The organism is Aurantibacter sp. (assembly GCF_039941195.1).
In the GTDB taxonomy this organism is placed as follows: Bacteria; Bacteroidota; Bacteroidia; order Flavobacteriales; family Flavobacteriaceae; genus Aurantibacter_A.
On sequence record NZ_JBDVFA010000035.1, the window covers coordinates 66689 to 82012 of the forward strand.

Here is a 15324-nt window from a genome sequence, read left to right on the forward strand (position 1 = left end):
CAACTTAAAATAGCTCTTTATGAAAATCATTTTATTAAGAAGTTTACTATTACTTGGAGCATTCTTGTGCTTTGGATACGTGCAGGCTCAACAAGAAATAACAGGTACTGTGTCAGACAACAGTGGGCCTTTACCGGGTGCTAGTGTTATTGAAATAGGCACAACCAATGGAACACAAACCGATTTTGACGGTAATTTTACTTTATCTGTGGCAGAAGGTGCACAATTGAAAATTAGTTATATTGGTTATCTAGATACAACTTTAGAAGCTAGTGATAGTCCGATAAGCATAACCTTACAAGAAGATGCGCAAGCTTTAGAAGAAGTTGTTGTAGTGGGCTACGGTTCGCAAAACAAAAAAGAGATTACCTCTGCAGTTGTTCAACTAGATGCTGAAGAATTTAACAAAGGTGTAGTTAACTCCCCGGCTCAATTACTACAAGGTAAGGTAGCAGGCTTAACCATTGCCAATAGAGGCGGTGACCCCAATGGGCAATCTCAAATACGTTTGAGAGGCTTGAGTACCACAGGTGCTAATGCGGAACCTTTAGTAGTAGTAGATGGTATTATTGGTGCTTCTTTAAACAACATTGACCCCAATGATATTGAAAACATCAACGTTTTAAAAGATGGTTCTGCAGCAGCAATTTATGGCTCACGTGCCTCAAGTGGTGTAATTTTAGTTACTACTAAAAAAGGTAGAGGAGATACTACTAGTTTTGAATATAACGGACAAGCATCAGTTTCTACAATCTCAAAATCTGTAGATGTCATGTCTACTCAAGAATTTATAGATGCAGGAGGTGTTAATTTAGGTGCTGATAACGACTGGTTAGATTTAGTAACTCAAACAGGCGCCAACTATGTAAATAATTTTTCAGTTTCAGGTTCTACAGGTAGCACAAATTATCGGGTTTCTGGTAACCTTAGAAGTACCGAAGGAATCTTAAGAAATAGCGGTTTTGATCAGTTTAATACTCGTGCGAATATCAATACAAAAATTTTAGATGATCGTTTATCAATTGGATTTAACGCATCATATACGAATCGAAAAAGTGAATTTGGCTTAACTGACGGTTTACGTTATGGGGTTCTGTATAACCCAACAGCACCTATTTATGGAGTTGATTCGCCCTTCGCTTTTAATTCTGCACAATTTGGAGGCTATTTTGAAGCTTTAGGTTTATTTGATTCTTTTAATCCAGTTTCAATTGTAGAACAAAATAAGAATTACGGAAAACGCATTGAATTTCTTGCTGGATTAAACGTGAAATTTGCAATTACTGATAATCTATCTGTAACAGGGCTGTACTCAAAACAGAACAACACCAAAAGAGAAAATCAATATTACCCAACTACTTCGCATTATCGTGGTAATGCAACCTCGACTACTAAAGGTCGAGCAGATTTTATCAATGAAGATTTTGAAAGTGATTTGTTTGAGATATATGGTACTTACAACCCTAGTATTAGTGATAAATTAACTATGGGCTTGACTGGAGGATATTCTTGGCAAGAACAAAATGAAAAGAGGTCTACTTTTGCCTTTGCTGATTTTCCTGACGCTTCTAGAGATTGGTCGGATAATATTTTTTCATCGGGTGCTTTTCAGCTAGGCGGTGTAGATCGAATTGGCGGTGGTTCTTATACCAGACCAGATGATCGTATTATTGCCTTCTTTAGTCGTGTTAATATGACTTGGGATAATGCTATATTCTTTAACGCTTCTATACGACATGAAGGATCAACACGTTTTGGACCAGATAATAAATGGGGTACATTTCCTGCTATTGGTCTAGGTGCCGATTTAAACAAATATTTAGAACTAAAGAATGTTAATCTATTAAAGGTACGTTTTGGTTATGGAGTAACTGGTGCATTACCATTTGAAAACGGGTATTCGCAAGAGATCTTTAGCTTTGCAAATGTTCCCCCAGGTAGTTCTGAAACAGGTTGGCAAACACTAGGTTCTGGTAATAGAGCCCCTAACCCAGATTTAAAATGGGAAGAAAAACATGAGATTAACTTTGGTATTGAATTTGGTACTGATCGTTTAAGTGCTGTATTAGATATCTACAATAGAGATATTGAAGATTTCATTACTGATATCGCAGTTGAAACATCAGTTCACCCATCAGGCTTAATGATAGGAAATGCTGGAAGGTTAAACACCAAAGGTATTGAGCTAACCTTAAACTATGATCTTATTAAAAATGAAAAACTAACATACAACACAGGCATTGTGTTTTCAACCTATAAATCAGTTTTAGAAGAAAATGCACTTGGTAGTGCCACATTTAGAGGAAACCTAGGTGCACCAGGGCAAAACGACACTAACGTAGTATTAGTTCAGGAAGGTGAGGAGATAGGGCAAATTATTGGCGCTGAATGGACTGGTGAAGTTGATGCTAATGGAAGTCAAACTTTTGTTGATATTGATGGTGACGGCACCATTGAAACAGAGCAAACAGTAGAAGCATATAATGAAGGCGATTTAACTGTTTTAGGGAAAGGTATTCCTGATTTTGAATTGGGCTGGACCAATAGAGTATCAATTGGTAATTGGGATATTAATGCTTTTTTTAGAGGGCAATTTGGTCATAGTTTGGTAAACAACTATCGGGTATTCTTTGAGCCACAAGTAGGGTCTCAAACGGGTTACAATTTTGTAAATACTGAATTGGCTGATTCTAGAATTAAAACAGCTAAGTTTAGTTCGCATTACGTGGAAAAGGCTGATTTCTTTAGATTAGATAACCTTAGTGTTTCATACTCTTTTAATCTAGGTGAGAAAACTGCCAAGTATATAAAAGGACTTAGCATGAATATCGCAGGTCAAAACTTGTTTACGTTAACTAGTTATACTGGTAATGATCCTGAAGCTTCTTTAGCAGATATAGGCAGTACTGATAACGGTGGGAGACCCGCAAGAATAGATAATCCAGACCCTTTAGTTCCGGGTATTGATCGTAGAAGTAATTACTTTGCCTCGAGAACCTTTAGTGTAGGTTTGGTTGCAAAATTTTAAAAAAGCTATGAAAATTAAAAAAATAAAAGACATGAAATTTATACAAAAAAGTAAATTGTTCGTAGGTCTTATTTCTGGCTTCTTAGTCTTAGGCATTTCTTGTACTGACTTAGAAGAAGATTTACAGACAGAGCTAACAGAACAAATTAATACCGAAGGTACATCACCTAGTTCAGAATCTGGTGGTAATGGTGGTAATGGTGCTGGTGGCGCAATTCTTGCTGGCCCGTACTCGCAACTTAGAGAAGGTAGTGCTAACCACGGTGGGTATTGGTCTGTTCAATCTGTTTCAACAGATGAAATGGCGATTACTCAAAAAGGAGGTGACTGGTATGATGGTGGTATTTGGATAGATGTACACAAACATACCCAAGGCCCAACAAACGGTCCTGTAAATGACGCATGGGGTCAACTATATGGTGGAGTAAACGAGTGTAACGATAAATTATCAGGAACTTTATCTGCTAATGAAGAGGCTCAAATACGAACTTTACGTGCATTTTTCTTTATGCGTTTGGTAGATATGTATGGTAGAGTTAAAATTATAACAACACCAGGAGGTAATGCTCCACAGTCTACAAGATTAGAAGTATACCAATTTGTAGAAAGCGAGTTATTAGACGTTTTAGGTATTGCAGCAGTAAGCCCAACTATGGATTTATCTGGAAGCGATTTAACTACCGGTGATGATAAATACCGTATTAATCAGTTTGCTGCCTTAGGGGTTCTTGCTAAATTATATTTAAATGCAGAAGTGTATAGTGGTACGGCTATGTATCAAGAAGCTCATGATGCTGCAGATTACATCATCAATAATGGCGGGTATACATTGGTAGATGCTAGTTATGAAAAGAACAATTTAGGGGCACGACCCGGTGTTGATTCTGACCCTGAAATGCTAACGGGTTATGCAACCATTTTTGCACCTAACAATCAAAACAATCCAGAAATTATTTGGTCTATAGAATTTGATGCGGTTACTGCTGGCAACATGAATTACTCGCAAATGACCTTGCACTATTCAAGCCAATTTTCTTGGAACTTACAAAGTCAACCTTGGAATGGGTATGTAGCGTTAGAAGAATTTTACAATTCTTATGAAGATGGTGATGCACGTAAAGAAATCAATTTTATTGTTGGTGAGCAATTTGATTCAGGCGGCAACACCATTGTTGATTATTCAGATTCAGCTGACCCAGTTTTAAACTACACGCCTGCAGTTAATGAATTAGAGCCAAACGCACAAAGAGATGGTGGTACTCGTTTAGGTAAATTTAGCTTTGAACAATTTGGTAAAGACAACATGAATAATGACTTTCCACTTGTACGTTTAGGTGAAATGTATTTAATAAGAGCTGAAGGTCTTGCACGTGTATCTGGCGATTGGTCAATGGCTATGGCAGATGTAAACATGCTTAGAACTCGTGCTGGTGTAAGCGCTATTACTTCAGTTACCGCGGACACTTTCTTAGCGGAAAGAGGACGCGAAATGTTTATGGAAACCACTCGTAGAAGTGATTTAATCCGTTTTGGAAAATGGGATGATGCATGGTGGGAAAAAGCTGGTGGTGTTGGTGCCCACGCCGAACTAATGCCTATTCCACAAGAACAAATAGATGCATCTAGTGGTTCTTTATCACAGAACCCTGGATACTAATATAAAATAGTTAAATATATTCTAAAGGGTTACTAAATGTGGTAACCCTTTTTTAGTTTTAATTATTTTCTATTATGCATTTTAGAATTATTTTTTCACTATTTTTTTTCATTTCACTTTTGTCCTGTCGAGAGAGCATTGAAACTGAAACTCCATTATTTAATTTAACTTCTGCTAAAGAAACTGGGGTAACTTTTCAAAACACCTTATCCTATACTGAAGATTTTAATCCCTATTTATACAGAAATTTTTACAATGGCGGTGGTGTAGCTTTAGGAGATATAAATAACGACGGTCTACTAGATATTTATTTTTCGGGCAATATTGTAGACAATAAATTATACTTAAATAAAGGTAATTTCCAATTTGAAGACATTACTACTAAAGCTGGGGTTTCTTGCCCAAATGTTTGGTCCTCAGGTGTGACCTTTGTTGATATAAATTCCGATGGCTTTTTAGATATTTATGTATGTAAGTCTGGAAAACCAGAAGGCCAGAACCGAAACAACGAATTATTTATAAATAACGGTGACCTTACTTTTACTGAAAAAAGTAAAGAATACGGATTAAACGTGAAAGGGCTTTCTGTCCATGCCGCCTTTTTAGACTTTGATAAAGATGGAGATTTAGATTGTTATTTACTAAACAATTCCATTAAATCAATTGGCGGGTATGATTTAATTATAGACCAAAGAAAAACACCTTCTACAAATGGTAACAAATTATTACTAAATAATAACGGAGTATTTATTGATGTATCGCAAACTTATGGTATTTACTCTAGTGCAATAGGTTTTGGGTTGGGCGTCACTCTATCAGATTTCAATAATGATAATTGGCCTGATATGTTTATTAGCAACGATTTTTTTGAGAAAGACTACTTATATCTTAATGATAAGGGAACACGATTTATAGAAACTAGCGACTCACTACTTACAAGTCTTTCTATGGGAAGCATGGGAGCAGATGCAGGAGATTTAAATAATGACTTTTTATCAGAAATTATGGTTGCAGAAATGTTACCCGCTACTCTTGAACGAAAAAAAACGAAAGCCATTTTTGAATCTTGGGAGAAATATACTTTAGCCGAAAAAAAAGGGTACGCTAATCAATTACCTAGAAATGTTTTACAAGAAAATAAAGGAGCTGATGGTTTTTTTGAAATTTCTAGAAAGACCGGACTAGATGCGACAGAATGGAGTTGGAGCACACTCTTTTTTGACATGAACAATGATGGCTTTAAAGATATTTTTATAAGTAACGGAATTTACAAAGACCTGTTAGATCGTGATTACCTTAATTACATGTCAGAGCCTGGCACCATGAAACAATTGATGCAGAATAATGCCGAAACCATTACAAAAATGATAGATGTAATGCCATCAAAAGCCATATCAAATGCCGCTTTCATAAATTATGGAGATTTAAATTTTATTAAAAAAACAGATTCTCTAGGCTTGGCAGAACCAAGTTTTAGTAATGGCAGTGCATATGGTGATTTAGACAATGATGGCGATTTAGATTTGGTCATAAATAATGTGAACATGCCTTCTTTTCTCTATGAAAATAAAAGTAACGTAGATAACTCACATTATTTAAAAATAAGATTTGAAGGAAACAATAAAAACACTAATGGTATTGGCGCAAAAATCTATGCTTTTTATGATAACAATAAAAAAAGTTATTTTGAAAATTTTAGCTCTAGAGGCTACCAAAGTACTGTTGCACCAGAAATTATTGTTGGGCTTGGAAATACTATAACTATTGATAGCTTACGCGTTATTTGGCCAACAGATGAAGTTTCGCTTTACACAAACCTAATATCAGATACTACTTTGGTTATTAAACAAAGTACCGCTAAAAATCTACCTATAAGCTATCATACCAAACCAGCACCAATTCTTACTGAAACACCTCCACTTTATTCATATCGTCATACAGAAAACAACACAGTAGATTTTAATAAGGAACAATTATTAGACAGAATGACTAGTAATGAAGGTCCAGCCTTTGCCAATGCAGATATAAATAAAGACGGAATTCCAGATTATTATTTGGGTGGCGCAAAGAATGAAACAAGCCAATTGTTTATTAGTTCAAAAACTGGTTATACAATAATTTCCGACCCATTCATCCTAGACAAAGCAAGCGAAGATATCGATGCACTTTTTTTTGATAGCGATAATGATGGTGATCTAGATTTATATGTCTGTAGTGGGGGAAAATCTTTTTCTAAGTTTGATAAAAATTTAAATGACCGCTTATATATAAATCAGGGTAACGGAGAATATAAAAAAAGTTCAACACCCCTTCCTTTTACACATCCCATTTGCACCGCTACAGTGGCTGTAAATGATTATGACAAAGATGGAGATATTGATATTTTTATTGGTGAACGCTACAATCCTGGTGGATATGGTTCGCCAGCAAATGGTTATTTATTAGAAAATATGGGTTATAATACATTTTCAATAAATAAACAAGATGCCTTATTAAATCTAGGAATGATTACTTCATCAGCCTGGGTAGATTTAAACAATGATTCTTTTCCAGATTTGGTTGTTGCAGGTGAATGGATGCCACTTTCTATCTTTATTAATAAAAACGGCATTCTTTTAAACCGTACGAATGATTATAAATTAAATCAAACAACAGGAATTTGGTCTTCATTAAAAGTAGTTGACATTGACCAAGACGGTGATCAAGATTTTATTGTCGGTAATATAGGAAGCAACTATGCTTATTCTTCTAATACTACTCTGTTTTTTAACGACTTTGATAAAAATGGAAAAACCGAGTCCATATTATGTCAAAAAATAAATAACAAGTATTACCCAATGTTAGATAAAGATGAGTTAATTTCTCAATTACCACATCTTAAAAAGAAATTGCTATACTATAAAGACTATGCCAAATATGACTTAGCAGAATTATTAGGTGAAGACATTTTTAATCAATCTATTAAGTATGAGTTAAAAACCACCCAATCAACATTATTTATTAATGAGAATAATGGTTTCAAACACATTCCTTTATCGCAGGAAGCGCAATACTCAATTGTATATGCTATTGAAACAGATGATGTAAACGATGATGGAAATTTAGATATTATTTTAGGAGGAAATCAAGAACTAATCAAACCTCAATATGGCAAATTAGACGCCTCTAGAGGCTGGATTATATATGGCAATGGCAACGCTTATGATTTTTCAAAAACAAAAGGAATATCTTTGCGAATACAAGGCCAAATCAGACATTTAAGCAGCAAATCACATAACTCCAAAAAAATATTAACGGCTATAATTAACAATTCTGATGTTAAATTTTATGAGTATAAAAAATAATTTAAATTACATAAGCGCCCTTCTCATCGTTGGGTTACTTTTTTCTTGTCAATCAGATTACACCAAATTGGTGAAAACCGAACTATCAAAAGGCATTAGAAAGGACACTCTCCTTTTTGACATCAAACTAGGTGATCACAAAAAAACATTTTTTGATCGCTGTATGGAGCTAAATAAAAAAGGATTAGTTACTCAAGGACCAAGTAATAAGTATGCAAAATACATGTTATATGATAAAAATACAACATCAAAAACAAACGATATAGTTTTACTATTTTACCCAACAAATACGAACAGTTCAATAATTGATGGAATGGATTTGAAATTCTATTATTCTGCTTGGTCGCCTTGGAACAAAAAATTATATAATAACAGATTACTAACAAGTGTGAAAGACACCTTATTAAAGTGGTTTCCTGGAAATGATTTTATTCAAGTAAAATTAAAAAACGACGAAAAATTCAATATTAAAATTGATGGGAATAGACAAATAAAGGTTTCATTAGATAAAAACACCAAAGATGTTAATGTCCTTATTGAAGATTTAAAGAAAAAGTATAATGTTGAAGATTAGTAAAATATTAATTATAGCGACATTCTATGCTATGATATTTTCGTGTAATGAAAAAAACACAGCGATTACAATTCCTGCTACCGCCAACTTCACCTTACTAGATTCTTCCGAAACTAATATTCATTTCAACAATGATTTACCTTTCAATCAAGAATTTAACGTCTACACCTATCGCAATTATTACAATGGTGGCGGTGTTGCCATAGGTGATGTTAATAATGATGGGTTAGCGGATGTTTATTTAACTGCAAATGCAAAAAAAAATAAATTATTTTTAAATAAAGGTGATTTTAAATTTGAAGAAATTTCAACAAAATCAGCAACTATTGGGAACAAGGCTTGGTCTACTGGGGTGACTATGGTTGATATTAATGCCGATGGGTTTTTAGATATTTACGTATGTAATTCTGGAGATGTTCATGGTGATAACAAGCAAAATGAATTGTTTATTAATAATGGTGACTTAACATTTACAGAAAAAGCAGAAGAATATGGATTAGCAGACCAAGGGTTTTCAACGCATGCCTCTTTTTTTGACTTTGATAAAGATGGAGATTTAGATGTATATATTTTAAACAACTCTTACCAAGCCATTGGCAGTTTTAACCTTAAAAAAAATGAACGGCCTAAACGCGATGAAAAAGGAGGTGACAAACTCATGGAGAATATTGATGGAAAGTTTGTTGATGTTAGTAAAAAAGCAGGCATTTATGGAAGCATTATCGGCTTTGGATTAGGAGTAACTGTTGGCGACACCAATAATGATGGCTGGGAAGACATCTACGTTTCTAATGATTTTTTTGAAAGAGACTATCTGTATATCAATCAAAAAAATGGAACATTTTCTGAAGTGCTTACCCAACAAATGAAATCAATAAGTGGGGCATCAATGGGAGCCGACATGGCCGACATTAATAATGACGGCAATAATGACATTTTTGTTACTGAAATGCTGCCAAAAGATTATCAACGCTTAAAAACCGTAACCACTTTTGAGAATTGGGACAAATACCAGTACAGCGTAAAAAATGGTTACTACCATCAGTTCACTAGAAATATGTTACAATTAAATAATGGCAACAATACCTATAGTGAAGTAGGTAGATTTAGTGGCATTGAAGCTTCTGATTGGAGTTGGGGAGCTTTATTTTTTGATATGGACAATGATGGTTTAAAGGATTTATTTATAGCCAACGGAGTATATCAAGATCTTACAGATCAAGACTATTTGCAATACATTTCAAATGAAGAGATTGTAAAAAGCATCGTTAACAAAGATGGAATCGATTACAAAAAACTCATTAAAGTAATTCCATCTAACAAAGTAGTAAACCAAGCGTACAAAAACTTAGGTCATCTAGATTTTCAATTATACAAAGAATCCGGCTTATTAACTCCTAGTTTTTCAAATGGTTCTGCCTATGGAGATTTAGATAATGATGGGGATTTAGACCTAATTATTAATAATGTTAATTCAGCATTATTTGTTTACAAAAACAACACAAGTGAAAGTACCCAAAATAACTATATTAAATTAAAACTTAATGGTGATAAAAAAAACACCCATGCTATAGGTGCAAAGGTACAAGTGTATTTAGACAATGACACCTTGTATTACGAAATGCAACCTACTCGAGGTTTTCAGTCTAGTATGGATTATAATTTAACCATAGGAATTGGAGCATCAAAGAAAGCATCTTTGCGTATTATTTGGCCAAATAATAAAACTTCTTTCTTGCCAAATATTACCCTAAATTCAGCATTAACACTTAATCAAACTAAAGCTAATGAAACGTTTAAGTATCCAAGAACAAATGGTCAAAACATCTTTAGTAAAGAAGATTTAAACCTGACATATAGGCATAAAGAAAACAACTATGTAGATTTTAACAGAGACCGTCTTCTGAATACAATGCTCAGCAGTGAAGGTCCAAAAATGACTATTGGTGACGTTGATAATGATGGCCGGTCTGATATTTTTATTGGTAGTTCTAAAGGGTTTTCTCCAACATTATTATTTAATAAAAAAAATGGGTGGAAAGAGAGTAAGCAAAAAGTTTTTGACATAAACGCCATTTCAGAAGATTCTGAAAGTTTATTTTTTGACGCTGATAATGACAATGACTTAGATCTTTATGTTTGTAGTGGAAGTGTAGAATTTTCCAATTTCTCTAGCAATTATCATGACCGTTTGTATATAAATGATGGCAAAGGAAATTTTTCAGTTTCTTCGCAAAAACTACCGCTAGCAACTTCAACCAATAGTACGAGTACAGTTACCGCAGCAGATATTGATGATGATGGCGATTTGGATTTATTTGTAGGTGAACGTGTTATACCTAGTAAATATGGTGTAAAAGGTTCAGGATTTCTATTACTTAATAATGGTAATGGCAACTTTATTGCTGCAACCGAAAAACAATCTCAAGTATTTAAAAACTTAGGTATGGTTACGGATGCCCAATTTATAGATTTAGACAAAGATAAAGACCCTGATTTAGTGGTTGTGGGAGAGTTTATGAATATAACTTTTTTCAAAAATGAAAATGGTGTATTCTCAAAAGTGAAAGAAACACCAAAGGTGAACGGTTGGTGGAATACTCTACATAGTGTAGATATTGATGGTGATGGAGATTTAGATTTGGTAGTTGGCAATCACGGTTTAAATAGTCGATTTAGAGCCACAGATGAACAACCTATAAAACTGTTTCTTAATGATTTTGACACAAATGGAAGAGTAGACCCAATAATGACTTTCACAGCTAAAAATGGTAAAGACTATCCTTTTGCACTACGGCACGATTTAATTGATCAAATTAAAGAACTAAAAAAGAAGTTTCCAGATTACAAATCCTTTGAAAATGCATCAATCACCGAAATTTTTGATGATAATCAATTACAAAATACCACTATATCTATTGCAAATACTTTAGAAACAACTTTATTGATAAATGAAGGTAATTTCAAATTCGTAAAAAGCGAACTTCCTTCGACAGTCCAATATTCCCCAATTTACGCAATTGAATCCGGGGATTTCGACAACGATGGTGATGTAGACCTAATACTTGGAGGTAACTTATATAAAGCAAAACCAGAAGTTGGCAGGTATGATGCTTCTTACGGTTTGTTTATTGAAAATAAGGGTAACTTAAATTTCGTATCAACATCAAACAACAAAGGTTTTAAGGTGGATGGCGAAATTAGAAGCATTAAAAAAATACCAAATACAAATACCTTAATAGTAACACGAAATAATGACTCACTGGTTCAATTTTCTTTTAAATAAAGCAATTAATTTAGTTGTTTTAGTATTAATTTTTCTTGTAGTTGCATGTTCTGAAAATGAACAAAACAAAGCAATCATGTCAATGTTTTCTGAAGTTAATCCTGAAAAAAGTGGGCTGCAATTTTCAAACGATTTAAGTTACAAGGAGAATCTAAACATTATAGATTATTTATATTATTACAATGGTGGTGGTGTGGCAGTTGGCGATTTAAATAACGATGGCTTAGATGATATATACTTTACCGCTAATCAATTACCTGATAAATTATACCTAAATAAGGGTAACTTAACTTTTGAAGATATTACAAAAACTTCGGGTATTGAAATTGATTCCACTTGGTCTACAGGCGTTAGTTTTGAAGATTTAAACAATGATGGTTTTTTAGATATTTATGTATCTAAAGTGGGCGTTTTTCGCGAAGACGCACACAATAAAGTCTATATCAATCAAGGAAAGTTAGACGACAACAAAAACGTATCTTTTATAGAAGTGAGTCAAGAAATTGGACTTAATTTCAATGGATTTAGTACGCAAACTGCTTTCTTAGATTATGATAATGACGGCGATATGGATATTTACCTCTTAAACCATGCCGTACATACTACAAGAAGTTATGGAGGAATTGAAAAACGTTATGAAAAAGACAGTTTATCTGGTGATGTCTTTTATGAAAACAAATTAAATGAAGGTCAATTTTATTTTGAGGATGTTACCGAAAAAGTAGGCATTTATTCAAGTTCTTTAGGGTATGGCTTAGGAATTAATGCGTCTGATATAAACGGCGATGGGCTAACTGACATCTATATTAGTAACGATTTTCATGAAAATGACTATCTCTATATTAACAATGGTCCTAAAGGTGAAAACAAACAAGTAACTTTTACCGAAAGTTCAGAAAAATACTTTACACATACCAGTCGTTTTTCTATGGGAATGGATATTGGCGACTTAAACGACGACAACCTCCCCGATATTTTCACCTTAGATATGATGCCTTATGATAATGAAATATTCTTAAAATCGGGTGGTGAAGACACCGACAAGGTTACTCAAATTAAAAATGATTTTGGATACCAAACACAGTATGCTCGTAATGCGATGCAAATAAATACTGGTAATGGAGAATTTTCGGATAGAGCTTTAATGGCTAAGGCTCATGCTACTGATTGGAGTTGGAGTGCACTTATTCAAGATTTTGATAATGACGGATTAAACGATGTTTATATTACAAATGGAATATACAAGCGCCCTAATGATTTGGATTATATAAACTATTTAAGCTCTACAGACTTTGCTAAATATACTAATGAAAATCAAAAAAAGTTAGAGCAAAAATTAATTGCACAAATGCCCACTATAAAACTCCCCAACGTGCTGCTAAAAAACAATGGAGATCATAGTTTTGAGAACATATCAAAAGAAATTGGATTAACTACTTCGTATTCTAACGGAGCTGCTTATTCTGATTTTGATAACGATGGCGATATTGACATAATCATTAACAACATCAACTCCAACGCTACTCTTTTAGAAAATAAAACACAACAGAATCAAACTGAAAACTACATTCAATTTTCATTGGATAAAAACAATACAGAATCTGTTACAACCGGAAGTAAAGTTAGAGTATTTTCAAATGGAACTTATCGCGAAAAACAACTATCACCTTCAAGAGGTTTTCAATCAGCATCTACAAGAACATTGCATTTTGGATTGGGTTCACAAAAAATTATTGATTCAGCACAAATAATATGGCCTAATGGGAAAATTCAAACTGAGAAGAAAGTAGTCCTAAACACCAAAAATAGTGTATCTCAAAAGACTGACTTGTCTACTTTTAAAACAAGCATAATCAGCACTGATATTAGTGTTACAGAATTCCCGTATATTCATTTTGAAAACGATTACCTTGATTATGGTCGTGAACCCTTAATGCCTGAAAAACTATCTACTGAAGGCCCAGCTTTAGTTTATGAAGACCTTACAGGCGACGGAATTAAAGATTTATTCATAGGAGGTTCCCGTTACCATAAGTCATCATTTTATAAAGGTTTAGCTTCAAATGATTTTGAAAAAATTGCGGTTTCAACTTTTGAAATGGACGAAAAATATGAAGATGTTAATGCAGTTGCTTTTGATCTTGAAAATGATGGAGATTTAGATTTATATGTACAAAGTGGTGGAAATGATAAGCAAGAAGGCGATCCATTATTAGAAGACAGAATGTACATAAATCAGGGAAATGGGAAATTTGAACGAGTTACAGCACAACTACCTGCCACTAACGGCGGTAGTTTAGCTGCCGGCGACTACAATAATGATGGTTTTAAAGATTTGTTTGTAGGGAGCCGTTCTGTGCCAGGAGCTTATGGTATGTCTCCAGTAAGTTTAATTTTGAAAAACAACACAAAAGGTGGTTTTACTGCTGTTGCCCAAGATAAAATGGGTATGGTAACTGACAGTAAATGGGCCGATTTAAATAATGATGGTTTTAAAGATTTAATAGTGATTGGAGATTGGATGCCAATTACGATACTAATGAATCAAAAAAATGGAAAATTTAAATATGCCACACCAGCCTTAGGCCTATCTAAAACTTCAGGTCTATGGAATACTATTGAAGTTACGGACATTGATGGTAATGGCAGCTTAGATATTTTGGCAGGCAATGTAGGCGAGAACTTTAAGTGGCAGGCGACAACAGAAAAACCTGTAAAATTATATATTGATGATTTTGATGAGAATGGGCAATTAGATCCAATCATATTTTACCCTCTTTTTGGCAATGACGTTCCTTTCGCAAATAGAACAACTTTAAATGCCCAACTCCCCTATTTAGCCAAAAAATATAAAAATTACAACGAATTTTCAAAGATTAAAGGTATAGAAGATATCACTGATAAAGCGGTTAAAGATATTAATGTAAAAAAAGAACTACATGAACTTCGTTCCATGGTATACTTAAATTCAGGAGATAGTTTAGTTGGTCATCCACTACCAAAATCTGCTCAGGCGAGTACTATTCAAGATTTTGTTGTTTCGGGCAAAAGCGTTGCCTACGTAGGTAATTATAAAGGGTTTGTAACCGAATTAGGTAATAACGATGGTAATGCTGGCGGAATACTGGCCAACTTTGATAAAAACACTTATAAAAAGAGCACAAACTTGCCTTTACCTATTGGGCTAGAAGCTAAGCATATTATAAACCTTTCATCCGCTACCTACTTGGTAATTTCAAACAATAATCGAGCTTATGTACTAAAGTAAGATTCAAGCACCTAATCCTACTTTCGAAAAGTAGTAAATGGGTTTAGACATTTAACCTATTTAAGGCTAGGTAATAAATAAAGCAAAAAGACTAATAGAAACATCATCTTTTAACATTAAAGCGTAATAGGCAAATAAGCAACATATACCTTTCTTATAGATCATTA

Annotated in this window: 6 protein-coding genes; all 6 read left to right on the forward strand. The window is 33.9% G+C overall.

The window, feature by feature from the left end; translation table 11 throughout:
• The first annotated feature begins 19 nt into the window (after positions 1–19).
• The 6 genes from ABJF52_RS06360 (at position 20) to ABJF52_RS06385 (ending at position 15157) form a co-directional block, all read left to right on the forward strand.
• Positions 20–3028 (forward strand): SusC/RagA family TonB-linked outer membrane protein, encoded by a 3009-nt coding sequence (locus ABJF52_RS06360; protein ID WP_348147956.1) that lies wholly within the window; start codon positions 20–22, stop codon positions 3026–3028.
• A 31-nt stretch (positions 3029–3059) separates the two neighbouring features.
• A complete protein-coding gene (locus ABJF52_RS06365) occupies positions 3060–4685 on the forward strand; it encodes a RagB/SusD family nutrient uptake outer membrane protein (protein WP_348147959.1) in 1626 nt (541 codons plus the stop codon).
• Between the two features lie 74 nt (positions 4686–4759).
• Positions 4760–8029 (forward strand): VCBS repeat-containing protein, encoded by a 3270-nt coding sequence (locus ABJF52_RS06370; RefSeq protein ID WP_348147962.1) that lies wholly within the window; start codon positions 4760–4762, stop codon positions 8027–8029.
• 70 nt (positions 8030–8099) lie between these two features.
• Entirely contained in the window at positions 8100–8603 is a 504-nt protein-coding gene (locus ABJF52_RS06375) for a hypothetical protein (protein WP_348147965.1), read from the forward strand.
• Entirely contained in the window at positions 8590–11889 is a 3300-nt protein-coding gene (locus tag ABJF52_RS06380) for a CRTAC1 family protein (RefSeq protein ID WP_348147967.1), read from the forward strand. Before ABJF52_RS06375 ends, ABJF52_RS06380 begins: the two co-directional genes overlap by 14 nt.
• Before the next feature lie 76 nt (positions 11890–11965).
• Positions 11966–15157 carry a VCBS repeat-containing protein gene (locus ABJF52_RS06385; protein ID WP_348147970.1) on the forward strand — a complete coding sequence of 1064 codons (3192 nt, stop codon included), beginning with the start codon at positions 11966–11968 and terminating at the stop codon, positions 15155–15157.
• Positions 15158–15324 lie beyond the last annotated feature (167 nt).

Coding starts and splice junctions, on each gene's coding strand:
- ABJF52_RS06360 (WP_348147956.1), top strand. CDS start 20: ATGAAAATCATTTTATTAAGAAGTTTACTATTACTTGGAGCATTCTTG.
- ABJF52_RS06365 (WP_348147959.1), top strand. CDS start 3,060: ATGAAATTTATACAAAAAAGTAAATTGTTCGTAGGTCTTATTTCTGGC.
- ABJF52_RS06370 (WP_348147962.1), top strand. CDS start 4,760: ATGCATTTTAGAATTATTTTTTCACTATTTTTTTTCATTTCACTTTTG.
- ABJF52_RS06380 (WP_348147967.1), top strand. CDS start 8,590: ATGTTGAAGATTAGTAAAATATTAATTATAGCGACATTCTATGCTATG.
- ABJF52_RS06385 (WP_348147970.1), top strand. CDS start 11,966: ATGTCAATGTTTTCTGAAGTTAATCCTGAAAAAAGTGGGCTGCAATTT.